Origin of the sequence: Rhizobium leguminosarum bv. viciae USDA 2370, assembly GCF_002008365.1 — a bacterium.
GTDB lineage: Bacteria > Pseudomonadota > Alphaproteobacteria > Rhizobiales > Rhizobiaceae > Rhizobium > Rhizobium leguminosarum.
The window spans coordinates 580,099-605,369 of the sequence record NZ_MRDL01000036.1 but is presented as its reverse complement, the minus strand read 5'-3'; the positions used below and the strand labels follow the sequence as shown (position 1 = coordinate 605,369).

Annotated in this window: 23 protein-coding genes; 13 read left to right on the top strand and 10 right to left on the bottom strand. The window is 61.3% G+C overall.

All coding sequences use genetic code 11. From position 1 onward, the window contains the following. Window positions 1-210 precede the first annotated feature (210 nt). The 5 genes from BS629_RS17840 to BS629_RS17820 all read left to right on the top strand — a co-directional run bounded on the left by BS629_RS17840 (window position 211) and on the right by BS629_RS17820 (window position 5,383). On the top strand, window positions 211-1,455 hold the full coding sequence (locus BS629_RS17840) for a BtaA family protein (RefSeq protein WP_018242879.1): 1,245 nt from the start codon (window positions 211-213) through the stop codon (window positions 1,453-1,455). Continuing rightward, window positions 1,452-2,126: a class I SAM-dependent methyltransferase gene (locus tag BS629_RS17835; protein ID WP_077988333.1), complete on the top strand. Its 675-nt coding sequence runs from the start codon at window positions 1,452-1,454 to the stop codon at window positions 2,124-2,126. The genes BS629_RS17840 and BS629_RS17835 overlap by 4 nt, the downstream gene beginning before the upstream one ends. A 125-nt stretch (window positions 2,127-2,251) precedes the next feature. Beyond that, on the top strand, window positions 2,252-3,049 hold the full coding sequence (locus tag BS629_RS17830) for a glycoside hydrolase family 25 protein (RefSeq protein WP_018242881.1): 798 nt from the start codon (window positions 2,252-2,254) through the stop codon (window positions 3,047-3,049). 81 nt (window positions 3,050-3,130) lie between these two features. Then, window positions 3,131-4,348: a lytic murein transglycosylase gene (locus BS629_RS17825; protein ID WP_026188473.1), complete on the top strand. Its 1,218-nt coding sequence runs from the start codon at window positions 3,131-3,133 to the stop codon at window positions 4,346-4,348. Between the two features lie 132 nt (window positions 4,349-4,480). Further along, window positions 4,481-5,383, top strand: coding sequence for a DMT family transporter (locus tag BS629_RS17820; protein ID WP_018242883.1), 903 nt, complete (start codon window positions 4,481-4,483; stop codon window positions 5,381-5,383). Between the two features lie 464 nt (window positions 5,384-5,847). Here the strand turns inward: BS629_RS17820 and metF are convergent, their stop codons facing one another. From metF to BS629_RS17800, 4 genes are all read right to left on the bottom strand, one after another. Then, complete coding sequence (gene metF, locus BS629_RS17815; RefSeq protein WP_018242884.1) at window positions 5,848-6,750, bottom strand: methylenetetrahydrofolate reductase [NAD(P)H]; 903 nt, start codon at window positions 6,748-6,750, stop codon at window positions 5,848-5,850. A 1-nt stretch (window position 6,751) separates the two neighbouring features. Then, window positions 6,752-7,777, bottom strand: a complete 1,026-nt coding sequence (locus BS629_RS17810) for an ArsR/SmtB family transcription factor (RefSeq protein ID WP_018242885.1) — start codon at window positions 7,775-7,777, stop codon at window positions 6,752-6,754. A gap of 166 nt (window positions 7,778-7,943) precedes the next feature. After that, window positions 7,944-9,593 (bottom strand): energy-dependent translational throttle protein EttA, encoded by a 1,650-nt coding sequence (gene ettA, locus BS629_RS17805; RefSeq protein ID WP_018242886.1) that lies wholly within the window; start codon window positions 9,591-9,593, stop codon window positions 7,944-7,946. Between the two features lie 98 nt (window positions 9,594-9,691). Then, window positions 9,692-10,432 carry a ribonuclease T2 family protein gene (locus BS629_RS17800; RefSeq protein WP_018242887.1) on the bottom strand — a complete coding sequence of 247 codons (741 nt, stop codon included), beginning with the start codon at window positions 10,430-10,432 and terminating at the stop codon, window positions 9,692-9,694. Window positions 10,433-10,589: 157 nt separating this feature from the next. On the opposite strand from BS629_RS17800, the gene BS629_RS17795 reads away from it, so the two are divergent. The 4 genes from BS629_RS17795 to BS629_RS17780 are packed head-to-tail and all read left to right on the top strand — an operon-like array spanning window position 10,590 to window position 15,400. Continuing rightward, window positions 10,590-11,519: an alpha/beta fold hydrolase gene (locus tag BS629_RS17795; protein ID WP_018242888.1), complete on the top strand. Its 930-nt coding sequence runs from the start codon at window positions 10,590-10,592 to the stop codon at window positions 11,517-11,519. 32 nt (window positions 11,520-11,551) lie between these two features. After that, on the top strand, window positions 11,552-12,508 hold the full coding sequence (locus BS629_RS17790; RefSeq protein WP_026188474.1) for a DMT family transporter: 957 nt from the start codon (window positions 11,552-11,554) through the stop codon (window positions 12,506-12,508). 17 nt (window positions 12,509-12,525) lie between these two features. Next, the gene (gene caiB / locus BS629_RS17785; RefSeq protein ID WP_018242890.1) at window positions 12,526-13,728 is read left to right on the top strand and encodes a succinate--glutarate CoA-transferase; all 1,203 of its coding nucleotides are present in this window, start codon (window positions 12,526-12,528) and stop codon (window positions 13,726-13,728) included. A 13-nt stretch (window positions 13,729-13,741) separates the two neighbouring features. Further along, on the top strand, window positions 13,742-15,400 hold the full coding sequence (locus tag BS629_RS17780; protein ID WP_018242891.1) for a thiamine pyrophosphate-binding protein: 1,659 nt from the start codon (window positions 13,742-13,744) through the stop codon (window positions 15,398-15,400). A 45-nt stretch (window positions 15,401-15,445) separates the two neighbouring features. Here BS629_RS17780 and BS629_RS17775 read toward each other — a convergent pair whose 3' ends face one another. The 3 genes from BS629_RS17775 to BS629_RS17765 form a co-directional block, all read right to left on the bottom strand. Further along, a complete protein-coding gene (locus BS629_RS17775) occupies window positions 15,446-15,790 on the bottom strand; it encodes a RidA family protein (protein WP_018242892.1) in 345 nt (114 codons plus the stop codon). Window positions 15,791-15,865: 75 nt separating this feature from the next. Then, window positions 15,866-16,204: a protein tyrosine phosphatase family protein gene (locus BS629_RS17770; RefSeq protein ID WP_018074112.1), complete on the bottom strand. Its 339-nt coding sequence runs from the start codon at window positions 16,202-16,204 to the stop codon at window positions 15,866-15,868. 71 nt (window positions 16,205-16,275) lie between these two features. After that, on the bottom strand, window positions 16,276-17,115 hold the full coding sequence (locus tag BS629_RS17765; protein ID WP_018242893.1) for an aldose 1-epimerase family protein: 840 nt from the start codon (window positions 17,113-17,115) through the stop codon (window positions 16,276-16,278). A gap of 361 nt (window positions 17,116-17,476) precedes the next feature. On the opposite strand from BS629_RS17765, the gene BS629_RS17760 reads away from it, so the two are divergent. The 4 genes from BS629_RS17760 to BS629_RS17745 all read left to right on the top strand — a co-directional run bounded on the left by BS629_RS17760 (window position 17,477) and on the right by BS629_RS17745 (window position 21,700). Continuing rightward, on the top strand, window positions 17,477-18,877 hold the full coding sequence (locus BS629_RS17760; protein WP_018242894.1) for a L,D-transpeptidase: 1,401 nt from the start codon (window positions 17,477-17,479) through the stop codon (window positions 18,875-18,877). Window positions 18,878-19,113: 236 nt separating this feature from the next. Further along, complete coding sequence (locus tag BS629_RS17755) at window positions 19,114-20,082, top strand: aliphatic sulfonate ABC transporter substrate-binding protein (protein WP_026188475.1); 969 nt, start codon at window positions 19,114-19,116, stop codon at window positions 20,080-20,082. 21 nt (window positions 20,083-20,103) lie between these two features. Further along, window positions 20,104-20,943 (top strand): ABC transporter permease, encoded by an 840-nt coding sequence (locus BS629_RS17750; RefSeq protein ID WP_018242896.1) that lies wholly within the window; start codon window positions 20,104-20,106, stop codon window positions 20,941-20,943. Window position 20,944: 1 nt separating this feature from the next. Then, window positions 20,945-21,700: an ABC transporter ATP-binding protein gene (locus BS629_RS17745; RefSeq protein WP_018517480.1), complete on the top strand. Its 756-nt coding sequence runs from the start codon at window positions 20,945-20,947 to the stop codon at window positions 21,698-21,700. 56 nt (window positions 21,701-21,756) lie between these two features. Here BS629_RS17745 and BS629_RS17740 read toward each other — a convergent pair whose 3' ends face one another. The 3 genes from BS629_RS17740 to BS629_RS17730 all read right to left on the bottom strand — a co-directional run bounded on the left by BS629_RS17740 (window position 21,757) and on the right by BS629_RS17730 (window position 25,220). Then, complete coding sequence (locus BS629_RS17740; RefSeq protein ID WP_018242897.1) at window positions 21,757-22,455, bottom strand: ParA family protein; 699 nt, start codon at window positions 22,453-22,455, stop codon at window positions 21,757-21,759. A gap of 231 nt (window positions 22,456-22,686) precedes the next feature. Next, window positions 22,687-23,838 (bottom strand): iron-containing alcohol dehydrogenase, encoded by a 1,152-nt coding sequence (locus BS629_RS17735; RefSeq protein ID WP_018242898.1) that lies wholly within the window; start codon window positions 23,836-23,838, stop codon window positions 22,687-22,689. Continuing rightward, entirely contained in the window at window positions 23,835-25,220 is a 1,386-nt protein-coding gene (locus BS629_RS17730; protein WP_018242899.1) for an aldehyde dehydrogenase family protein, read from the bottom strand. Before BS629_RS17730 ends, BS629_RS17735 begins: the two co-directional genes overlap by 4 nt. Window positions 25,221-25,271: the final 51 nt, after the last annotated feature.

Genomic DNA, 25,271 nt, shown 5'->3' with positions numbered 1-25,271 from the left:
CTCCATGGCGGGAGAGAAGCAGGAATCACACGCGCCGGAAAGGGGCCGAAGCGAAGAACGGCCATCGTCCCGATCACTTTCCCAGGAGAGCCATCCCGGTTGCTCGCCCGAGGAGGTCGAAGCCTCCGAAGAACGGCGCCCACAGCCCACGTCATCAAACTGTAGCAGAGGCGCGCTACACGCCCTGAACGCTAAAAAGGTGACAGACTCATGTCAGAATTTGCACCGGATGCCGGCTTCCGCAAGAACCGGAAACTCAAGGACGCCCTTCTCCGCCATAAGGCTTTTTCGAAGGATGGCCTTTCCGAGCGTCTCTTCGGCCTTCTCTTCTCCGGCCTCGTCTATCCGCAGATCTGGGAGGATCCGGATCTCGACATGCAGGCGATGGAGCTGAAGCCCAACCATCGCATCGTCACCATCGGCTCTGGCGGCTGCAACATGCTCGCCTATCTCTCCAAGGCGCCGGCCTCGATCGACGTCGTCGATCTCAACCCGCACCACATCGCGCTGAACCGCCTGAAGCTTGCCGCCTTCAAGCATCTTCCCGGCCATGCCGATCTCGTCCGCTTCCTGGCGATGCCGAACGAGAAGTCGAACAGCCGCGCTTACGACCAGCATCTCGCCGCCCGTCTCGATGAGGCAACCCGTAGCTACTGGAACGGCCGCAAGTACGGCCGCCGCCGCGTCACCGTCTTCGACCGCAACATTTACGAAACGGGCCTGCTCGGTCGCTTCATCGGCGCCGCCCACCTTCTGGCCCGCCTGCATGGCGTCAAACTGCGCGAGATGACCAAAACCCGCTCGATCCGCGAGCAGCGCCAGTTCTTCGACGAGCAGATCGCGCCGCTCTTCGAAAAGCCGGTCGTGCGCTGGATCACCAGCCGCAAGAGCTCGCTCTTCGGCCTCGGCATTCCGCCGCAGCAATATGACGAACTTGCAAGCCTCGCCGCCGATCATTCGATTGCGCCGGTGCTGAAGCACCGCCTGGAAAAGCTCGCCTGTCATTTCCCGATGAGCGACAACTATTTCGCCTGGCAGGCCTTCGGCCGCCGCTACGGCACCGAAGCGGAAGGCCCGCTGCCGACCTACTTGAAGTCGGAGCACTATCAGGTGATCCGCGCCAATATCGACCGCGTCAACGTCCACCATGCAAGCTTCACCGAGCTTCTGGCCCGCGAGCCGGCCGCTTCGCGCGACCGCTACATCCTGCTCGACGCGCAGGACTGGATGACGGACGAGCAGTTGAACGACGTCTGGACGGAAATCACCCGCACGGCGCGCGAAGGCGCCCGCGTGATCTTCCGCACCGCCGCCGAAAAAAGCATCATCGAAGGCCGTCTGGCTCCGGCGATCCGCGACCAATGGGATTACTTCGAGGAGAAGTCGCTTGAACTGACCGCGCTCGATCGGTCGGCAATCTACGGCGGCTTCCACATTTACGGGAAGAAGGCGTGAGCAAGGTCGGCACTGAGACGGCAGGAAAGAGCGATGAACATGCCAGCCTCATGGATGGCATGTACCGCTACCAGCGGCACATCTACGACCTGACCCGCAAATATTATCTTCTCGGCCGCGACAGCACGATCCGCAATCTCGACGTTCCCGAAGGCGGCACCCTGCTTGAAGTCGGCTGCGGCACCGGGCGCAACATGGCCTTCGCCCACAGGCATTTCCCGACCGCCAAGCTGTTCGGCCTCGACATTTCCCAGGAAATGCTGATTTCGGCACGCAAGACCTTCTCCACCAAGGCGACGATCCCGGAATTCCGCGTCGCCGAAGCCACGGCGTTCACGCCGCGCGAATTCGGCGTCAGCGGCTTCGACCGCATCCTGATTTCCTATGCCCTGTCGATGATCCCGGACTGGGAGCGCGCCGTCGATGCATCGATCGCCGCACTCAATCCCGGCGGCCAGCTGCACATTGTCGATTTCGGCCAGCAGGAAGGCTTACCGGCCTGGTTCCGGCGCATGCTGCAGTCCTGGCTTGCGAAATTCCACGTCACCCCGCGCCCCGATCTGCGTGAGGTTCTGGAAGCGCAAGCCCATGAAAACAACGCGATATTGTTGTTCGATACCGCCGGCGGTGGTTATGCCTGGCGGGCTGCCATTATCAGCAAGCGCTTATAATTCGCTTGAAACTAACCGATTTTTTACGTTGATATGGTGAAAAGAGGGTTATCCTCTGCTGACTCGTCTTTTTCGAAGGTCAAGTTGTGGGGCAAAAAGATCATTCGAGTTACGACGGGACGCCCATGCGCCGGCTTTTGTTTTGCGTTTTGCCCCTGGCCATCATGCTGGCTGGCTGCACTTCTTCCGGTTATGACTATCTCGAAACGGCATCGATCAAGCCAAAGACGCGCTTCAAGGATACCGATCCGCAGGATTTCGGTCCGAAGCATCCGCAGCAGAACCAGGTCCACGGCATCGATATCTCCAAATGGCAGGGCGACATCGATTGGGCCACGGTAAAGAATTCCGGTGTCGCCTTCGCCTTCATCAAGGCAACCGAAGGCAAGGACAGGGTCGATCCGCGCTTCGACGAATACTGGCGCGAAGCCCGCGCAGCCGGCATCCCGCATGCCCCCTATCATTTCTATTATTTCTGCTCTTCGGCCGATCAGCAGGCAGACTGGTTCATCCGCAACGTGCCGAAGGAGGCCATGCGCCTGCCGCCAGTGCTCGACGTCGAATGGAACGCCGAATCGAAGACCTGTCGCTACCGCCCCGACGCTGAAACGGTGCGCGCCGAAATGCAGCGTTTCATGGACCGGCTGGAGGCCTATTACGGCAAGCGCCCGATCATCTATACCTCGGTCGATTTCCATCGCGACAATCTCGCCGGCTACTTCCAGGATTATCATTTCTGGGTCCGTTCGGTGGCAAAACACCCCGAAGTGACCTATTCCGACCGCCGCTGGGCCTTCTGGCAATATACCTCGACCGGCGTTATTCCCGGCATCAGTGGGCCGACCGATATCAATGTCTTTGCCGGCAGCGCAAAGAACTGGAACAATTGGGTCGCGGCCGTTTCCAAGGATAGAAATTCTTAGTAACGTCTTGCGATGTTTCTTGCTTCCGTCACATTCGTCTGTGAAAGCGACGGCATTCTGTTTGATATAAGGACCACATCCATGCACCGCTCGCTCGCAAGCCGCTCTGCACTCGCCCTTCTGTTTGCCCTCGCCCTCGCAGGCGGCGCGGCCGCCCAGCAGGCGCCAGACGCAGCCCCGGCAGCGCCCTGCGGCGGCGATCTGTCCACCTTCCTCGAAGGCGTCAAGAAAGATGCGGTCGCAGCCGGCGCCAGTGCGGTAGCCGCCGACGAGGCCTTTGCCGGCGCCGAGATCGACCCCAAGGTGCTGAGCCGGGACCGCGCCCAGGGCGTCTTCAAGCAGACCTTCCTCGAATTCTCCCAGCGCACTGTCAGCCAGGCCCGCCTCGACATCGGCCGCCAGAAGATGAAGCAATATGCCGACGTCTTTGCCCGCGCCGAGCAGGAATTCGGCGTCCCCCCGGGCGTCATCACCGCCTTCTGGGCAATGGAAACCGATTTCGGCGCCGTCCAGGGCGATTTCAACACCCGCAATGCCCTGGTGACGTTGTCACACGACTGCCGCCGCCCGGAACTCTTCCGTCCGCAGCTCATCGCCCTCGTCGAGATGGTTCAGCACGGCGACCTCGACCCCGCCACCAATACCGGCGCCTGGGCCGGCGAGATCGGCCAGGTGCAGATGTTGCCGCGCGACATCATTGCCTATGGCATGGATGGCGACGGTGACGGTCATATCCGCCTGAAGCAGAGCGGCCCGGACGCCATTCTGACGGCGGCCAAATTCATCCAGCATCTCGGCTTCGAGCGCGGCCAGCCCTGGCTGCAGGAAGTGACCCTGCCCGATAATCTGCCCTGGGAAAAATCCGGCCTCGGCGGCACGATGAAAGCGGGCGAATGGTTCGCGCTCGGCGTCAAGCCGCGCGACGGCAATACCGCCTTCGGTAATCTCGAAGGCGATCTCGTTCTGCCGCAGGGCCGCATGGGACCGGCCTTCATCGCCTATCCCAATTTCAAGATCTATCTCGAATGGAACAAGTCGTTCATCTACACGACTTCGGCCGCCTATTTCGGGACCCGCCTTTCGGGCGCCGAGCCCTATCTCAAGGGGGTGCCGGAACAGGGGCTCGCCAGCGACCAGATGAAGGCGCTGCAGACCAAGCTGCAGTCGCTCGGCCATGATGTCGGCGAGATCGATGGCATCCTCGGCTCCGGCACGCGTGTCGCAATCCAGAAGGAACAGCAGCGCCTCGGCATGCCGGCCGATGGATGGGCGACGCCTGCCCTTCTCAACGCTCTCTGATCTCCGCTGACACTTTACCGCCGCCCGCTTCGCAAGAAACGGGTGGCACGATCCGCTGCTTGCGCTAAAGCATCAAGCCGAAACCCGTGCCGATTTTCGGCAGAACGAGCAGCTTGCGGTGGAGCAATCGGCATGGACAGCAGAATGAATGCCTGGACCTGGGGTCTGCTGGTCCTGCTCGGCCTGATCTGGGGCGGCTCCTTCTTCTTTGCCCGCATCGCCGTCCAGCATGTGCCGCCGCTGACCCTCGTCTTCTTCAGGCTGCTGCTCGCAGCGCTGGCGCTGCATGTCTATATCGCCGGCCGTTTCGACTTCTATGCGATCCTCAAGGCCCGCTGGCGCGAATTCCTGATCCTCGGGTTCATCAACAATGCCCTGCCGCATGCGCTGATCTTCTTCGGCCAAACCCGCATCGGCGCCGGTCTTGCGGCGATCCTGAATGCGACGACACCGATCTGGACGGTACTGATCGCCAATTACTTCACCTCAGACGAGAAGCTGTCGCCGGCAAAGATCGCCGGCTGCCTTGTCGGCCTGGTCGGAACGATCGTGCTGATCGGCCCCGGCCTGTCGGCCGGTGGCGAAGCCCCCCTCTGGGCGATGCTTCTTCCCGTACTTGCCGCGATCTCCTATGGCTTTGCCGCCACTTACGGCAAACGCTTCAAGAATGTTCCTGCCCCTGTCACCGCAGCCGGCCAGTTGACCGCCTCCTCGCTGATTGCGCTGCCGCTGTCGCTACTGGCCGACCGCCCCTGGACGCTTGCTGCACCGCTCGATGCCTTCCTCGCCATCCTGGCGCTGGCACTGCTGTCGACCGCCTTCGGCTACATCCTCTATTTCCGGATTATGGCGTCGGCCGGCGCCACCAACGCCTCGCTCGTCACCCTGCTGGTGCCGCCGAGCGCCATCCTTCTCGGCGTGCTCTTCCTCGGCGAAAGGCTTGCACTGGGTGAATTCGCCGGCATGGCGCTAATCGGTTTCGGCCTCGTCATTCTCGACGGCCGCGCCTATCGCATGCTGGCAAGGGCCGCCTGAAACCGGTTGCGAATTCCATATGTTTTCAACCGGTTGTGAGCCCGCCATGTTTTAGGCGCATAGATAAATGCTCAATCGCCCGATTTAACGGCATGTTAAATTGTGTGAACAAAAATTTGTCGCGAATTATTGATTTATTTCAGAGGCTTGCAAGAGCGCTACTCGACTTATCCACCGAACCGTTCTGCAGCGCAGCATAAGATCTGCTTCCCAACCGACATATTTCAGACATATTATCGGCCGGTTAACGCGAGGAGACAGACATGGGACTCACGCAATCCTTGAATGTTCTGTTGGTCAGTGCAGCGTTTGCTTTCGTCTTGTCCATGCTCTTCATCTGAGCTGGCCGACGAAAGTGTAATGACTGATAGTGCCTAAACTCCTGAATAGCTGATCAATCCGCCAACGAAAAAGCGCATGTCCCGCCCGACATGCGCTTTTTACTTTTGAACGTCCCGAAAGGATCAGGCGGCTGCGCCCGCACTTTTTGTTTCCCGGCGGGATATGCCGAGATTGTCGAGCACGGCGGAAACCAGCGGCGCACGGTTCATCGTATAGAGATGGAAATCATGGATGCCGCGCCGGACGAGATCCTCGATCTGTTCGGCAGCGACTTCGGCCGCGACCTTCGCCCGCTCCTCAGGCTTGTCGTCGAAGCCCGCAAAGCGCTCGTCGAGAAAGGTAGGGATGATGGTGCCACAGGCCCCGGCGAAGCGCTTCAGCTGCGTCAGGTTCTGGATCGGCATGATGCCTGGCACGACAGGAATCGAGATGCCGGCGCCGCGCACCCGCTCCAGGTAACGCTCGAAATTGTCGTTGTCGAAGAAGAATTGCGTGAGCGCCCGGTCGGCGCCATTGTCGGCCTTGCGCTTCAGCATGTCGATATCGGCGGCCGTATCACGGCTTTCCGGGTGTTTTTCCGGATAGGCGGAGACCGAAATCTCGAAATCGCCGATTTCCTTGAGGCCGGCCACCAGCTCCGCCGCATTGGCGTAACCGCCGGGATGCGGCTGGTAGGGCGCGCCGGCGCCGCCGGGCGCATCGCCGCGCAGCGCCACGAAATGCGTTACGCCGGCTTTGCGGAACGTGTCGACCACCTGATGCGTCTCTTCCTTGGTCGCACCGACACAGGTGAGATGCGAGGCGGTGGCAAGCGGCGTCTGCGACAGGAACCGCGTGACGGTGGTCAGCGTCGGCGCTTTGGTGGTGCCGCCGGCGCCATAGGTCACCGAGACGAAATCCGGGTCCCAGTCCTGCAGCTGACTGACGGCATGCCAGAGCTGCCCTTCCATTTCCTCCGATTTAGGCGGGAAGAATTCGAAGGAGACCCTGATGTTGCGGCCGCGCGCTTCGTTTTTCAAAACCATGTCATACCCTCCCGGCAAATGTAGGTTCGGCACCTTCGCTCGCCTGCGAAGCCATGAGGCGCCTCGGATCGCGCGCGAGCCAGACGGTAACCGTCAACCCCTGCTCGCTTTGCTGACCCGGATGAAGATCGACGACCTGCTCGACGTCGAGCCCGGTCTTGCGCAGCCAGTCGGACATTGCCTGGTGCGAAAAGCCGAGACGGACATGCGCATGCTCGTCGCGGAGATATTCGAGCGTGTGCGGCGCAAGGTCGATGACCACGAGCCGGCCACCCGGCCGGAGCATGCGCGCCGCTTCCGCGATCGCAATTTCCGGCTGATCGAAGAAATGCAGCACCTGATGGATCGTCACCAGATCGAAATCCTGTCCCTCGAACGGCAGGTTCAGGATATCGGCATGGCGCACGGTGGCCTTGGTGATGCGGGACTTGTCGAGATTCGCACGCGCCACGCTCAGCATGTCGCGGCTGGCATCGACGCCGGTCGCGCGGCGGTAGAGCCCGGACAAGAGTTCGAGGATGCGGCCGGTGCCGGTGCCGAGATCGAGCAGCGAGTCGATCGGCTGGCTGCCGAGCAGCCGGATGACAGCGGCGTCGACCTCTTCGTCGGCCGCATGCAGGCGGCGAAGCTCGTCCCACTCGGCCGCGTTGCGGCTGAAATAGGCCTGCGCCCGCTCGGCGCGCTGACGCTTGACCTGCGAGAGCCGCTCGCCGTCGCGAAGGATGGTCGGATCGTTCTCGGAAACATGCTTCAGCAGCGCCCGCACCAGCATGGCGGCCTTGCCGTCCTGCTTGAGGCGGAAATAGGCCCAGGCGCCCTCCTGGTAGCGTTCGATCAGTTCGGCCTCGCCGAGCAGCTTCAGGTGACGGGAGATGCGGGGCTGGGATTGGCCGAGAATTTCGGTAAGATCGGTCACCGTCAGGTCGCCGCTGTCAAGAAGCGCCAGAAGACGCAGGCGCGTGGGCTCGCCGGCCGCCTTCAAGACGTCCACCAGCGCATCCAGTCCAAGCTTCAAGGGTTCGCTCATCTTCGATCCAATCAAGATATAAAGATATCTTTATGTGATTTGAAAAGCGGTGGCAAGCGAGAATTAGCTCTCTCCACGAAATTGCCTGCTCAGATTGCGACAGAGCCAGACATGAAAAAGCCCCGGCCGAACCGGGGCTCTCGCAAGCGAAAACAGATGGAATAAATCAGCGCGTCAGGCGCTTGTGGGCCTGGCTGCCCGGGTTAAGGGCGTCGGGGCCAAGGCGGCGCACCTTGTCCTGTTCATAATCCTCGAAGTTACCTTCGAACCATTCGACATGGCCGTCGCCTTCGAAGGCGAGGATATGCGTCGCCAGACGGTCGAGGAACATGCGATCGTGGCTGATGATGATGGCGCAGCCGGCGAAATTCTCCAGCGCGTTTTCCAGCGCACCCAGCGTTTCCGTATCGAGGTCGTTGGTCGGTTCGTCGAGCAGCAGAACGTTGCCGCCGGCCTTCAGCATCTTGGCAAGGTGAACGCGGTTGCGCTGACCACCGGAGAGATTGCCGACCTTCTGCTGCTGGTCGCCGCCCTTGAAGTTGAAGGCGCCGCAATAGGCACGGGAGTTCATGTCGAACTTGCCGAGCTTGATGATTTCGGCGCCGCCGGAGATTTCTTCCCAGACCGTCTTGTCAGCCGCAAGCGCGTCACGGCTCTGGTCGACATAACCGAGATGCACGGTCTCGCCGATACGGATCGAACCGCCATCCGGCTTTTCCTGGCCAGTGATCATCTTGAACAGTGTTGTCTTGCCGGCGCCGTTCGGGCCGATGATGCCGACGATGCCGCCCGGCGGCAGCTTGATCGACAGGTCGTTGATCAGCGTGCGGCCCTCGAAGCCCTTGGTGATGCCTTCCATCTCGATGACCACCTGGCCGAGGCGCTCGCTGACCGGGATGATGATCTGCGCGTCGCCGGGACGCTGCTTCTCGGCGGCATCCACCAGCTGCTCGTAGGACTTGATACGCGCCTTGGACTTGGCCTGACGGGCCTTCGGGCTGGAAGCGATCCATTCCTGTTCGCGGCTGATCGCCTTCTGGCGCGATGCGTCTTCGCGGCTTTCCTGCAGCATGCGCTTGGCTTTCGCCTGCAGGTAGGCCGAGTAGTTGCCTTCGTAAGGAATGCCACGGCCGCGGTCGAGTTCGAGGATCCATCCGGTGACATTGTCCAGGAAGTAGCGATCGTGGGTGATCATCATCACGGCGCCCGGATAGTCGCGTAGATGCTTTTCGAGCCAGGCGATGGTTTCGGCGTCCAGGTGGTTGGTCGGTTCGTCGAGCAGCAGCAGATCCGGCTGCGAAAGCAGCAGACGGCAGAGCGCGACACGGCGACGCTCACCACCGGAAAGGCTGGTGACTTCGGCGTCGCGCGGCGGGCAACGCAGCGCTTCCATCGCCATTTCGACCTGGCTTTCCAGATCCCAGAGGTTCTGGCTGTCGATGACGTCCTGAAGCTTGGCGCCCTCTTCCGCCGTCTCATCGGAATAGTTCATCATCAATTCGTTGTAACGATCGAGGACAGCGGTCTTCGAGGCAACGCCTTCCATGACGTTCTCGAACACCGTCTTGTTGGGATCGAGATGTGGCTCCTGCTCCAGATAGCCAACCGTCGCACCCTCGGCGAGCCAGGCTTCGCCGGTATACTCCTTGTCCTGGCCCGCGATGATGCGCAGTACGGTGGATTTACCCGCGCCGTTCGGACCGAGGATACCGATCTTGGCATCCGGGTAGAACGAAAGGTGGATATTCTCCAGGATCTTCTTGTTGCCATAGGCCTTGTTGAGGCCGGACATATGATAAATGAACTGACGTGCCATGCTGCGCTGCTCCGGGCGGGAAACTTTGATTGTGCCGCTATGTAGGCGAAACAGCGCCTCCGGGCAACGCCGAAACCCGGTTTACTCAGGATTTCCGGTCAAAAGCCCGCAGCGTCGACGACGCCCTCGTCGCAGCCGAACGACGTTTTTCCAGCACCTTGGATCAGATCGGCAAGCTCGGCACTTTTCGCCGATGCCGCTCCGGCAGCTTCCGAAAGCCCGATCGTCAGCTCGCTGATCATCCTGACATTGCCGGCCCGCCGGCAGCTCATCTTGACACGATCGCCGGCACCCGGTCCAAAGCTCTTGTCGAAAGCCGCCTTGATCGCTTCGGCCTTGACCGGCTTGCCGATATTGGCAGCGAAGAGATCACGCACAGCCGACGCGTTGAGTGCACCCACGAGATGCACACCGACGCCGAAATAGTCGTCGGCACTCATCTTCGTGCAGGTGCCGTGCTTCACCCATTCATGCCGTTCCAGGCCGGATTGCGTGCCGGGCATCGCCTTGGCAAGCGCCGTCTTCGTCTCCGCTGCAAGCGTGACCTCCGGCAGCTTGTTCCAGTCGCCGTCCTTGTCGGCGGTCTTCTGATCGGCGCTCACACCACAATAATCCTGCCGCATCGGCCAGAGCCCGTGCAACGAGAAGTTCGTCGCGTCAGGGCGCTCGCCGGTCTGGCTGGCGCATTCGGCCTTCTTCTGGTTTGTCTGGCAAAAAGCCGGCTGCCAGCTCGCCGCCAGAATGAAGCGGGTGCGCCCGCCGGCCTCCTGCGCCACGGCGGCGCCGGCAATAACCATCGACACAGCGAACGACAAGGTACGCAATTGCATGCTGCTCATTTCAACCCCCAAAAAGAACAATACAGGAACAAATAAGCATCAAATTCAGAAGGCCGCAACCCTGAATCGCAACAAGGCTGCAATTTGTTATCGGATAACCAAACGCCGATGTTGCAATTACCCGGCGATCTGGTCTGTTGCCGCCGGGAGGACCCACATGTTTTCTGAAACGCAAAGGCTCGCCGTGCCAGGGGCGTCGCTGGCCTATCACCATGCCGAGGCCATCACCCCCGCACGCGGGATCCTGTTGATATCGCATGGCTTGGCCGAACATTCGAAACGATACCGCTCCTTTGCCGAGGCGATGGCGGTGCGCGGCTATCATGTCTATGCCCACGATCATCGCGGCCACGGCGAGACGACGGCAGCCGATGCGCCGATCGGCCGCTTTGCCCGGCGTGGTGGGGTCGAAAGGGTGATTGGCGACGTCATCGCCATGCGCGGCCATGCGGCCTCCTGCCATCCCGGCCTGCCGGTGATCCTCTTCGGCCATTCGATGGGCGGCCTCATCGCCCTCAATGCAGCCGTCACGGCTCCGGCCGACTTCGATGCTGTCGCCGTCTGGAATTCGAATTTCGCCGTTGGCCTTGCCGGCCGCGCCGCCCAGGCGATCCTGCTTGCCGAGCGCATGCTGAAGGGCTCTGACGTGCCGAGCGGCCTGCTGCCGAAGCTCACCTTCGGCACCTGGGCCAAATCCATTGCCGGCCGCCGTACCGAGTTCGATTGGCTGTCGCGTCGTCCTGATGAAGTTGACAAGTATGTCGCCGACCCGCTCTGCGGCTTCGACGCCTCAGTCTCTCTCTGGCTCGATCTCTTCGAGCTGACCTTCCGCGCGCCGCAGAAAATCCATCTCGACCGGCTGCCGCGGGATATGCCGATCCATCTGGTCGGCGGTGGAGAGGACCCGGCGACGGAGCGTGGAAAAGCCGTGCTCTGGCTGTCAAACCATTTGAAAGACCAAGGCTTCTCCCGTATCAGCAGTGAGATATATCAGGACATGCGACACGAAACACTGAATGAGATCGGCGCGGATGCGGCGATCGCAGCCTTTGGCGAGTGGTGCGACAGGGCCGTCGCAAGATCCTGAGCGACCAATATCCTGAGTACAGGGATTTCATCATGAACAGCACCTCCGCCCGCCCCGTTTCGTCCGCCTCCGACGTGACGACGGGGCTTGCGCTGATGGTTCTCTCGGTGATGGTCTCGCCGCTCATCGATATTTTCGCCAAGCTTGCGATCACGACCGTGCCATCCGGGGAGATCACCGCCGGCCGTTTCATCGTCCAGGCGCTCTGCATGCTGCCACTGGTGATATGGCGGCGCAGCTTCGCCGATTTTTCCTGGCGACAGAGCCTGTTCCATGCCATCCGCGGCGCGATCATCACCGTCTCGATGATCTCCTTCGTCACGACGCTGAAATATATGGCGGTCGCCGACGCGATCGCGATCTTCTTCGTCGAGCCGATCATGGTGACGATCCTCGGTGGCATCTTCCTGAAGGAGACGATTGGCTGGCGGCGTTATACCGCCTGCGGCGTCGGCTTCTTCGGGGCGATGCTGATCATCCAGCCGAGTTTCGAAGAGGTCGGCTACATCGCGCTTCTGCCTGTCGTCAGCGCGCTGTGCATCGCCATCTTCGTGCTGATGACCCGCGCCCTCTCGCGCAGGGAAGACCCCTGGTCGATGCAGTTCCAGATGAGCATCTGGGGCCTGCTCTTCTGTGTCCTCCTGCTTTTCCTCGGTCAGGGAACCGGCTCGGACCTCTTCGATCCGGTCATGCCGGAAGGCCGCGCCTGGTTCTATGTCGCCGGCGTCGGCGCCATGGCCGCAATCACCGGCATCCTCGGCGTCTACGCCTATCGCGCAGCACCGGCCTCGACGCTGGCGCCGCTGCAATATTTCGAGATCGTCTCGGCGACAATCTTCGCCTGGCTGGTCTTCGGCGACTTTCCGGATGCGGTCAAATGGCTCGGCATTGCCATCATCGTGGCATCAGGCTTCTACATCCTCTGGCGCGAGCGCCGCTTTGCTTCAAAGCCTGTATCCGATACATCTGAGGTGACGCTGGCGCCATAGAAATTGCCGGGAGGAACATGACAGAGACCGTGATGAAAAAACCACCGCTTGCCGGCATCCGGGTGATCGAGCTTGCCCGCGTGCTCGCCGGCCCCTGGGCGGGACAGATGCTCGCCGATCTCGGTGCCGACGTCATCAAGGTCGAAAATCCCGACGGCGGCGACGACACGCGCCAATGGGGGCCGCCCTTCGTCGAAGGTGCCGATGGCGAGAACCTCTCGGCCGCCTATTACCACGCCGCCAATCGCGGCAAGCGCTCCGTCACTGCCGATCTGAAGAGCGCCGAAGGCCAGGATTTCGTCCGCCGCCTCGTCTCCACCGCCGACGTGGTCATCGAGAATTTCAAGCTCGGCGGCCTCGTCAAATACGGGCTCGATTATGACAGCCTGCGCAAGGTGAACCCGAAGCTCGTCTATTGCTCGATCACCGGCTTCGGCCAGAACGGCCCTTATGCCAGCCTCGCCGGCTACGATTACATCGTCCAGGGCATGTCCGGCTTCATGTCGATCACCGGTGAACCAGGCGGCCAACCGATGAAGGCAGGCGTCGCCATTGCCGATATCTTCACCGGCATTTATGCCGTCTCGGCGATCGAAGCCGCCCTGATTCACGCCCTCAAGTCAGGCGAAGGCCAGTTGGTCGACATGGCCCTGCTCGATGTGCAATCGGCCGTGCTCGCCAATCAGAACATGAATTATCTGGTTTCCGGCGAGGCACCGACCCGCCTGGGCAACGCCCATCCCAATATCTCGCCCTATGAGGTCGTGCCGACGGCGGACGGCTACCTCATTCTCGCAGTTGGAAACGACGGGCAGTTCCGTCGCCTCTGCACCATCCTTGGCCTGGAGGCCATCGCCGGCGACGAGCGTTTCGCCACCAACAAGGCCCGCGTCGGCAATCGTAGCGAAGTGCGACGCCTCGTCTCCACCGAGACGTTGAAATGGCAGAAGGCGGATCTGCTGAAGGCCTGCGAGGAGAACGCGGTTCCATCAGGCGCCATCAATACGATCGAGGAAATGTTCGCCCATCCGCAGGTGCAGGCTCGGGGCCTGCGCATCGACCTAGCGGATGCCGCCGGTACCGTCATCCCCGGCGTCAGGACACCTGTGGTGCTGTCGGAGACGCCGCTGCGTTACATCAGGCCGAGCCCGCGTCTTGGCGAACATCAGGCCGAAGTTCTGGCGGAACTCGTCGAGCTCGAGAGGAAGGCATCGTCATGAAGAAGGCATTGTCATGAAGAAGACGGGCGGAGAACTGATCGTCGAGGCGCTGAAGGCGAATGGCGTCAAGCGTCTCTCCTGCGTGCCCGGCGAGAGTTTCCTCGCCGTGCTCGATGCGCTGCGCGACAGCGATATCGACGTCCTCGTCTGCCGCCAGGAGGGCGGAGCGGCGATGATGGCGGATTGCTGGGGCAGGCTGACCGGCGAACCCGGCATCTGTATGGTGACCCGCGGCCCCGGCGCCACCAACGCCTCCGCCGGCCTGCATATATCAAGGCAGGACTCGATCCCGATGATCCTGTTCATCGGCCAGGTGCAGCGGGAAGCACGCGAGCGCGAGGCCTTCCAGGAGGTCGAGTTCCGCCGCGCCTTCACCGAATTCGCCAAATGGGTGGGTGAGATCGACGATGCCGCCCGTATTCCCGAATTCGTCACCCGCGCCTTTGCGGTCGCAACCTCCGGCCGGCCCGGTCCTGTCGTGCTGACGCTGCCGGAGGACATGTTGCGCGATGAGGTCGAGGCACCCCGCGCCAGGCACTATGCCAACGTCGAGGCCCATCCCGGCCGCCGCCAGATCGACGATTTCTATCTCCGCTTGCTGAAGGCCGAACGGCCGATGGTGATCCTGGGCGGCACACGCTGGGATGCCGATGCCGTCGCCGATTTTCAGAGCTTCGCCGAGCGTTTCCAACTGCCCATCGGCTGCTCCTTCCGCCGGCAGATGTTGTTCGATCATCTTCATCCCTGCTATGCCGGCGATGTCGGCATCGGTATCAATCCGGCATTGGCAAAAGAGATCAAGGAGAGCGACCTGCTGATCCTCCTCGGCAGCCGCATGTCGGAAATGCCGTCCTCGTCCTATACGCTGATCGATATCCCCTATCCCCAGCAATCGCTGGTGCACATCTATCCCGACCCTTCCGAGCTCGGCCGCGTCTATCGCCCGGATCTTGCCATCTGCGCCGCACCGGCCGATTTCGTCGCCGCGCTCGCCGACCTGGAAGCGCCGGGCGAACCGCACTGGACCGAGCGCACCGCACGCCTGCACCAGGCCTATCTCGCCTGGTCGACGCCGCCATCGACAGGTCCGGGCGCCGTCCATATGGGGCCGATCATGGAATGGCTGGAGGCCAATACCGGACCGCAGGCGATCTTCACCAATGGTGCGGGCAACTACGCCACCTGGGTGCACCGCTTCCATCGTTTTCGCCGTTTCAACACCCAAGCCGCCCCCACCTCCGGCTCGATGGGTTACGGCCTGCCGGCGGCGGTGGCCGCCAAGCGGCTGTTTCCCGAGCGCGAGGTCATCTGCTTTGCCGGCGACGGCTGCTTCCTGATGCACGGCCAGGAATTCGCCACCGCCATCCGCTACGGCCTGCCGATCATCGCAGTCGTCGTCAACAACGGCATCTACGGCACGATCCGCATGCATCAGGAGCGCGAGTATCCCGGCCGCGTCAGCAGCACCGATCTGACCAATCCCGACTTCGCAGCCCTTGCCCGCGCCTATGGCGGCCACGGCGAGACGGTGGAAACGACAGCGGATTTCGCCCCCGCCTTCGAGCGGGCACGCGCCAGCGGCAAACCGGCGATCATCGAGGTCAAGCTCGATCCCGAAGCGATCACGCCGACACGCACACTCTCCGAAATCGCGCAAACAAAAAGCCGGTGAGCACGCGCAGTTCTCACCGGCTTCAGGCAATCGAAATGGTGCGACTTAGTCGAGTGCGGCCGTGATGATGAACTCGACCTTGTATTTCGGCGCAGCGAGCTTGGCTTCGCTGGTGGCGCGAGCCGGCGGGTTGGCCGGATCGATCCAGCCCTCCCAGACGGCGTTCATCTCGGCGAAATCAGCGATGTCGGACAGATAGATGATCGTCTGCAGGATCTTCGACTTGCTGCTGCCTGATGCAGCCAGCAGCCGGTCGACTTCGGCAAGCGAGGACTTGCACTGATCGGTGACGCTTTCGCCCTCGCCGACCTGACCTGCGAGATAGACCGTGTTGCCGTGAATGACGGCGCCGCTCATGCGCGAGCCGACGTCGATACGCTTGATGTTCATTATAGTCTCCTGAGTGAATGGAAGGTGACGGCGCTGAGGTTCAACGCCGGAAAATCGGCCCCCCGGAACGGGGGCTCAATTACGGATATGGTGGGTCTTCTGGTAAATCGCCGTCGAGCGCGCGCCAGAGCGGCAATAGCCGAGCATCGGCCGCGGGAATTCATCGAGCGCGTCGACCATGCCCTGCACGGCTTCCTCGGTCACGCCCATCGGTCCAACCGGCACATGGGCGATCTCGAGGCCGAGCTCCTTGGCGCGCGCCTCGATGACGGAGAACGACGTCTGGTCGGGACTTTCGTGATCGGGGCGGTGGCAGACGATCGATTTGAACCCCAGCGCCTTAATCTCGTCGAGCTCCTCCAGCGTGATCTGGCCCGAAACCGAATATTCATCGTCGATCTGGCGAATATCCATCGTCTTGTCTCCTCAAAAATCGTGGGCTGAAGGTCTACGACGGAGGTCTGCCAGCGTCAACAACGCTTCGTTCACAGGAAGGTAAAGGTCAGCGCATAGCTTCGGCTCTCGCCGGGCGCCAACATGTTGAACTCACCAGCGGCCTGAAGCTCGTCGCGCGATATCCAGCGATGCGAAACCGGCTCGATACCGATGATATGGGCGGGCGCCTTCTGGTTCCGCCAGACCTGCAGATGGGGCAGCGTGTCGGCGCGGAAGCGCACACGCAGCGTCCTGCCGCCGATTGCGGCGATCGGTCCGAGGCGGACCTCTGCGAAGCCCTCCTCCGTCGCCGGCGCCGTGACGCAGAAGATGCCGCCCGGCTCCTCGCCGAACGCCCAGGGGAAACCGCCATTCTCCAGCATCTGGCCTTCGAGCCGCGTGCCCTCGTCCAGCCATTTGCCGCCGGTGTTCATGTGGTACATCAGGAAGGTCGGCACAGTCCGATCGCTCATATTGACGACCCGGTCCTCGAGCCGCACCTCGCCGGTCGCCCCATCGATCCGCCACAGCCGCTCGACACGCTGCGGCAGTCCCTCGACGGTGGTGATGTCGATATCGGCGCGGCATTCGGCATTGCCGCTCTCGAACTTCGTCCACAGCACCTTTGCCGCATGGCCGGAGGCCGATCCGTGCAGCGGATAGACCTTGCCATCGTCCCGGCCGGGAATCGGCTGGCGGTGGCGGATATGATCCGGCCCGCAGGTGAAGAGAAAGCCTTCGAGCGAGTGGTCGATTCGCGCATCGCCGTCGTCGGGAATGGCGCGTTTCGGCGCGATGTCGACGCCGTCGACAATGCATCCGCCGATATCCAGCACCGATGTTTCGTCCAGCATCAGGCGCGGCCCGCTTGCGGCGGCAAATTCGATCATCACGGTCTCCTCGGGGAATTGTCAGCCCCTTAGAGCGCCGTGCGTCCTTTCGGACGCACAAAGGACGCTCTAACACTTTGAATCGACGCATTGTGCTTTTCGAAAATTGATTCCGATTTTCGGAAAGCACGATGCGCTAGCGTTAGGTTTCGCGCCGCCATTCGTCAATCGGTGCCGTTCCTATCTTGTGGTTTTGCAGCAACCGTGGAATTCGCGGAACTGCCACAAGGACGCAAACGTTTATGAGTAAAAGGAAATCTTAGTGATTTTCATATTTTGTTCAGCACGGTTTCATAAATTCCACACTAGCGTCAAAATTCGCATGTGTGTGTCTGCCCAGTCACTGTTCGAGGTGTGAGACGTGAATCGCTTTTTAAAATCGGCATTTTGCCTCGCAGCCAGCTTGGCTGCCCTTGCGGCTATAGCGCCGGAGGCAGGCGCGCAGCAGTTCCGCGACCGCCGCCAGAGCGATATCGTGCTCGTGACGCCGAACGGCGAAATCCTCGACTACGTTCCAACTGGCTATACCTACGCCCGGGATCGTAGCGGCAATCGCGTGTTGATCGATGCCTATGGCAACGTCGTCGCTACCGAGATGCGCGCCCGGGGCTACTATCCGCCGCGGCCGGGCCCGCGCGAGGTCTATAACGACCAGTACGGCGACGACCCCTATTATTCCGACAACAATCCCGATGGCGATACGCGTTATTCCGAGCGGGGCGCCGTCACCGGCGGCATTCCGCGCGATGCGGCGATCGAACGCCGGCCGCTCGGCGAGCAGCCCTATCCCGATGACAACAGTATCGGTAATCCGCAGCCCGGCGACGATTATGCCTCGATCGACCCCGATCAGCAGATCCCGCCCGCCGACGCGCCCAAGACCGCGCCTGATGAGCCCGTCATCACGCTGAAGAACAAGTCGAAGCCCGAAATCGTCGCGCTGCAGGTCTTCCTCGATCGTGCCGGCATCTCTCCGGGTGTCATCGACGGCCATATGGGCTCGAACGTCACCAAGGGGATCTATGCCTATGACCAAATGACCGGATCGAAGCTCGATCCCAACGACACCGATGCCATTCTGGAAGAGCTGCGCATGAACGGCGGCCTGCCCGTCGTCAGTTACACGATCACGCCGGCCGATGCCGCCGGTCCCTTCGTTGCGGAGATCCCGGAGGATTATTCGCACAAGGCGCTGCTGCCGTCGCTCGCCTATACCTCGACCACCGAAATGCTGGCCGAACGCTTCCACATGGATGAGGCCTTTCTCAAGGAGATGAATCCCGGCGCCGATTTCAGCGTTCCCGGCACCGTCATCAAGGTCGTCAATCCGGGTGAGCCGAAAAGCGGCGAGGTTGCCCGTATCATCGCCGACAAGGGCCGCAAGCAGGTCTTCGCCTATGACGGCGCCGGCAATCTCCTCGCCGCCTATCCGGCATCGATCGGCTCCACCGACACGCCCTCTCCGTCAGGCTTGGTGAACGTCGAGCGTGTCGCCTTCAATCCCGGCTATACCTACAATCCGAAGATCAATTTCCAGCAGGGTGCCAACGACAAGATCCTCAACATCCCGCCCGGCCCGAACGGTCCCGTCGGCACCGTCTGGATGGCGCTTTCCAGGCCGACCTACGGCATTCACGGCACGCCCGAACCCTCGAAGATCGGCCGCACCCAGAGCCACGGCTGCATCCGCCTGACCAACTGGGATGCCACCGAACTGGCCAAGATGGTCAAGCCGGGAGTGACGGTCGAATTCGTCGACTGAACATACCATCGCGTCTTCGGGCGGAATAACCGCAAAGCGAACAGACAACAATGTCACGCGACTGGATCGACCAATACGCGGCGGGATCGGCGCTGCCCCGCACTTTGACACAACAATCTAGCGCGGGCCGCGACGGCAGTTCAAAATTGCTCTCCCGTACCAAAGTTTGGAACCCGAAAGCGCGCCAAAAAGCTATTAAATCTGTAGATTTCACTTCCTAACATTTTGGAGGTCGTATGAAATCGCTAGTTCGATTGGCTTTAAGCGTTTTGGCGGGTTTGGTCGCAGTCGGCACGGCGCAGGCTGCCGATGTCTCGGAAATCCGCGTGGACTGGGCGACCTACAACCCGGTCAGCCTCATTCTGAAGGATGAAGGGATCCTGGAAAAGGAATTCGACAAGGATGGGATCAAGATAACCTGGGTCCAGTCCGCAGGCTCCAACAAAGCCCTGGAATTCCTGAATGCCGGCTCCCTCGACTTTGGCTCGACGGCGGGTGCAGCTGCATTGATCGGCCGCGTCAACGGCAACCCGATCAAATCCATCTATGTGTATTCGCGTCCGGAATGGACTGCGCTCGTAACACGCAAGGATACCGGCATCGCCAAGGTCCAGGACCTGAAGGGCAAGTCCATCGCCGTGACGCGCGGCACCGACCCGCACATTTTCCTGGTGCGCGCCCTTGCCGATGCAGGTCTGACTGAAAAGGACGTTTCGCTTGTTCTGCTACAGCACGCGGACGGCCGCCTTGCGCTGAAACGGGGCGACGTCGACGCTTGGGCCGGCCTCGATCCGATCATGGCCTCCGCCGAGATTGAAGATGGCGATGTGCTGTTCTATCGCAAGCCGGAAAACAACAGCTGGGGCGTGCTTAACGTGCGCGAAGAGTTTGCTATCGCGCATCCTGATCTCGTCAAACGCGTGCTTGCCTCCTACGAGAAGGCGCGCATTGAAGCTCTGAAAGATCCGACCAAGCTCAAAGCCGCCCTCGTTGCCGCCACCAAGCTGCCCGACACGGTGATAGAGCGCCAGCTGGAGCGCACGAACCTCACCTATTCCGTGATCGGCGATGCACAGCGCGAGACGATCGAAGCAGCGGGTCTCGCTTTGCAAAAGGCCGACGTCATCAAAGCGGATGTCGATGTCGTTAAGACCGTATCGTCGCTGGTCGATCCCAGCTACGCCTCGGCCGCTCTCGGCCAGTGAAGCGATAGAAAGAACGTTCCCATGTCCTTGGTGCACATCGCGCTGTCATGGCACAATACGGAAACAGGAAGGGAGACCCGGCAGCGCCGGGTTTCGCCTTTCGATCGCCCGATTGTCGGAATCGTGTTTCCGGTTGCGTTGTTTGCCGCCTGGGAAATCCTCGTTCGTGCGGGAATAGTCGGAGGCCGTTTGATGCCCCCGCCCTCGAAAATTCTCTATACGGTCTATGCGCTGGCGGCCTCCGGCGATCTGGCAACGCATGTCGGCGCGACGCTGCGCAGAGTGGCAATCGGCTTCGCCTTCGGGTCCCTGGCGGGGACCGCTCTTGGGGCGCTGACCGGGTACTCCAAACCGCTCGCACGTCTGCTGGATCCGACCCTGCAGGCTCTGCGAGCCATTCCCTCCATTGCCTGGGTGCCGCTGTTCATCCTGTGGTTCGGTATTTTCGAAGCCTCCAAAGTCGCGCTGATTGCCGTTGGCGTCTTCTTCCCGGTCTATCTAGGAGTCTATGGCGCCGTCGTCGGCGTCGACAGGCGCATCGTAGAGGTCGGTCGCGTCTTTCGGCTTTCGGGCTTCGAGCTCATTCGTCTGATCTTGCTGCCGGCGGTCCTTCCGGACTTTATCCTTGCCCTGCGCGCAGGCCTGGGCCTCGGTTGGATGTTCGTCGTTGCGGCGGAATTCATGGGCGCATCCGAAGGCCTGGGATATCTTCTGGTGGATGGTCAGCAACTCGGAAAGCCGGATCAGATTCTGGCGGCTATTTTGATCTTTGCCGTTGTCGGCAAGGCGACCGATAGCCTGCTTCTGATTGCGAGCGCGCCGTTCCTGCGCTGGCGCGACACCCATGCGAGCGGGATCTGACATGCTTGACATCCGCTCCCTATCCAAGATCTATCCCAACGGAACACATGCTCTGCAAGACTTCTCCCTCAGTATCGGCAAGGGAGAGTTGGTCGCGGTCATCGGAGGATCGGGTTGCGGCAAGAGCACCCTTCTGAGACTGTTGTCGGGCCTCGAAGGCCCTACACAGGGCGAAATCAGCTTGGAGGGACGGCTGCTGACAGAGCCGGACTCGCTCGTGAATATCGTCTTCCAGGAGCCCCGGCTCTTTCCATGGCTGACAGTCGCGGACAATATCGGTTTCGGCCTGCGCCATCTGGCAAGCAGCGAACGGGATGAGCAGGTATCGGCGGCCCTGGAGAAGATTGGCCTTCGCGGCCACGAGAAGCGCTGGATAAAGGAGCTGTCCGGCGGGCAGGCGCAACGCGTGGCCCTGGCGCGAGCACTCGTGACGAAGCCGGCCGTTCTCCTCTTGGACGAGCCCTTCTCCGCACTCGATGCGATGACGCGTGTCGAACTCCAGGATCATCTGATCGATCTATGGCGCGTGAATGCCACGACGATGCTGCTCGTCACGCACGATATCGAAGAGGCAGCCTTTTTGGCGGATCGCGTCGTCGTGATGCGCCCCTGGCCGGGACGCATTCTAGAGGTGGTCGATATAGGCCTGCCGCGACAACGCAATCGCATGTCGGACGAATTGGCCGAAGTCAAAAGGCGGCTTTCCGACCTTCTGGCTCATTCTCTCAATGATGGCAGCCGCACGGCAAGCGCCTGAAAAACGAAATGCGTCGCGGAGCCAACCGGACGCACTTCGTTCGAGGATGCGGGAACTCAGGCTGCCGTCGCCATGCGGGCGGACGCCACCAGCCTTACCGGCAGCTTGCGCATCATTTCCTCGGCAAAACAGGTGGCGTTTTCACGGGCCTTGTCGAGATTGCTGACGCGCGCGGGATCGATCGTGTGCAGCGTGCCGCCACAGTCGAAGATGTCGCGAAAGGCGGAGCGTTCGATAATTGCGGTGTCCAGCACCGGCACATGCCGCTCGCTGAGCAGCGACTTGACGACTTGCAGCGCCCGTGTCGTCACCATCGAGTTGACGCGGGTCAGCACCACCGAATGGCCAATCTTGATGCCGGCCTTCTCATCCAGATACTGGAGCAGTTCGAGCACCTGCGCGCCACCGCGCGCATCCATTGCACAGCCCTGGATCGGAATCAGCACGTGGTCGGAAAGGCCGACGGCTGTGGCAAGCAGCGGATTGCGTGCACCCGGCAGGTCAACGATGAAATAGTCGGTATTGTGCTTGTTCTCGCTGATATGCTGCGGCAACGAGGCGGTTGTCACGAAATCGATCACCGAAAGATTGGCCACGTGACCAGAGATCTCGTGCCAGCGTGAAATCCAGTGCTGCGGATCGGCGTCGAGAATGGTGACGCGATAGCCTTTGCGGGCAAGCTCGGTCGCGAGCAGGAGAACAGCGGTCGTCTTGCCGGCGCCTCCCTTGGTATTTGCGAATGTGATAACAGGCATGTTCGGTCCTCGGAAGGAAAGAGGTGCGAGCCGGAATCGCTCTTTTACGCACCCTCGGAGCATCGTGCGGTTAATCCATCCTTTCTAATCATGGTTAACAAATTCGAAACACGCGCGGCGAAATTGCAGCCGGTATTTTTCACATCCCTAAAACTTGGGATATCGCGGCAACGAAAAAAGCCCGGAAAACCGAGGTTTTCCAGGCCAGTCAAAAGGTCCGCTCTTATATTGTCAGAAGCAATCCCTGAAAAGGACCTTGGTATTTTCGAGCGTCATGGCAACCGGGTTGCCGCCCGCACTCGGATCTTCGATCGCCATGGCCGACAATTCGTCGATGCGGTCGGCAGCGATTCCCATCGCCGACAGCGTCTCCGGCACCCCGAGTTCGGAGCGGAGCTTCAGCACATAGTCGTAGAACCCGTCGAAACCGCCGGAAATGCCGAGATAGGCGGCGGCGCGGCCGATCTTCTCCTCGATCGCCTTGCGGTTGAAGCGCAGCACCGCCGGCATCACCACCGCATTTGTCATGCCGTGATGGGTGTTGTAGACGGCGCCGATCGGGTGCGACAGCGCGTGAATGGCTCCGAGCCCCTTCTGGAAGGCGACCGCACCCATGGCGGCCGCCGCCATCATGTTGGCGCGGGCTTCCAGATCGGTGCCTTCCCTATAGGCGCGCGGCAGGAATTCCTTGACGAGCCGCATGCCTTCGAGCGCGATGCCGGCCGACATGGGGTGATAGAAGGGCGAGGAATAGGCCTCGAGGCAATGGGCGAAGGCATCCATACCTGTGCCGGCCGTAATGATCTTCGGCATGCCGACCGTCAGTTCCGGATCGGAGATGACGACCCCAGGCAGGAACTTCGGATGGAAGATGATCTTCTTCACATGCGTCTCGGAATTGGTGATGACGCTGGCACGCCCGACTTCCGAACCGGTGCCTGCCGTTGTCGGCACCGCGACGATCGGGGCGATGCCCTCGAGACTCGCACGCGTCCACCAGTCGCCGATATCCTCGAAGTCCCAGACCGGCCGCGTCTGGCCGGCCATGAAGGCGACGCACTTGCCGAGATCGAGGCCGGAGCCGCCCCCGAAAGCAACGACGCCGTCATGGCCGCCGTCCTTGAAGGCCCTGACGCCGGCTTCGAGGTTCTTCTCGTTCGGGTTCGGATCGACATCAGCAAAGATTGCGCGGCCGAGACCGGCATCTTCGAGGATATCGAGCGCAGTCTTGGTGATCGCCATCGAGGCAAGGCCGCGGTCGGTGACGAGTAGCGGCTTCTTGATGCCGAGGCTCTTGCAGGCGTCGGCCAGTTCAGTGATGCGGCCCCGGCCGAGCTTGACCGATGTCGGGTAGCTCCAATTTGCGGTGATGTTGCTGCTCATGCTGTGACTTTCTTCAGATGGAAGGATTTCGGACGCGTCAGATTCTGGAAGCCGATGATCGACAGCGAGCCGCCGCGGCCAGTCTCCTTGACGCCGGTCCAGCAAAGTGCCGGGTCGAGATAATCCGCGCGGTTCATGAAAACAGTGCCGGTTTCGATCTCGCGACCGAGCCGCCCTGCCCGCTCGACATCTTTGGTCCAGAGCGAGGCCGTCAGCCCATACTGGCTGTCGTTCATCAAAGCGAGGGCCTCCTCGTCGCTCTTCACCTTCATGATGCCGACCGCCGGACCGAAAGTCTCTTCACGCATGAAGGCCATGGAGTGGTCGACGTCGACGAGAATCTGCGGTGCAAGATAGGCGCCGCCGTCATCCTGGGGGAAAAGCTTGGGATCAACAAGCGCTTTGGCGCCCTTGGAAACCGCATCGGCGATCTGCTCGCGCACCACCTTGGCGAAGCGCTTATGTGCCATCGGCCCGAGCGACGTATCGGGATCGAGAGGATTGCCGAGCTTGTAGTTCGACACCCAGGCAACCGACTTCTCGACGAAGGCGTCATAGAGCGATTCATGCACGTAGATGCGCTCGATGCCGCAGCAGCACTGGCCGGAATTGTAGGTCGCGCCGTCCATCAGCGTGTCGACGGCTGCCTCGAGATCGGCGTCCTCCATGACATAACCCGGATCCTTGCCGCCGAGTTCGAGGCCAAGGCCGGTGAAGGCGCCGGCGGCGGCCCGCTCCATCGACCGCCCGCCTTCGACCGATCCCGTGAAGTTGACGAAATTGAAGCTGCCGGCGGCAATCAGCGCCGACGTCGTTTCGTGGTCGAGAAAGACGTTCTGGAACACATCCTCGGGAACACCGGCCTCGGTGAAGGCCTGCACCAGCCGCTCACCGACCAGTAGCGTCTGCGAGGCATGTTTCAGCACCACGGTATTGCCGGCCATCAGTGCCGGCGCAATCGTATTGATCGCCGTCATATAGGGATAGTTCCACGGCGCGACGACAAAGACGACGCCATGCGCCTGGCGCTCGATGCGGCGCTCGAAACGCTCGCTCTCCTCGACGACGAGAGGCGCCAGCGCATCCGCCGCGATCGAAGCGACATAGTTGGAGCGCTCGTTGAAGCCCTTGTATTCGCCGCCATATTTTACCGGCCGGCCCATCTGCCAGGCAAGCTCTTGCACGACGACATCGGACATCTCGTTCAGCCGCGCAGCACCCTTCAGCACCAGCTGCACACGCTCTTCGAGCGGCCGTTTCGCCCAGGCCTTCTGCGCCTTGCGCGCGCGCGCCACCACGTCCCTGGCGGCATCGAAAGAAAGGGCTGCGCGTTCGGCATAAACCGACCCGTCAACCGGTGAAATGCATTGGATCATTGCCATGATCGAATCCTGTCCTCGTATTCTTCAATATCTTTGCGAAGGCCGTAGCCC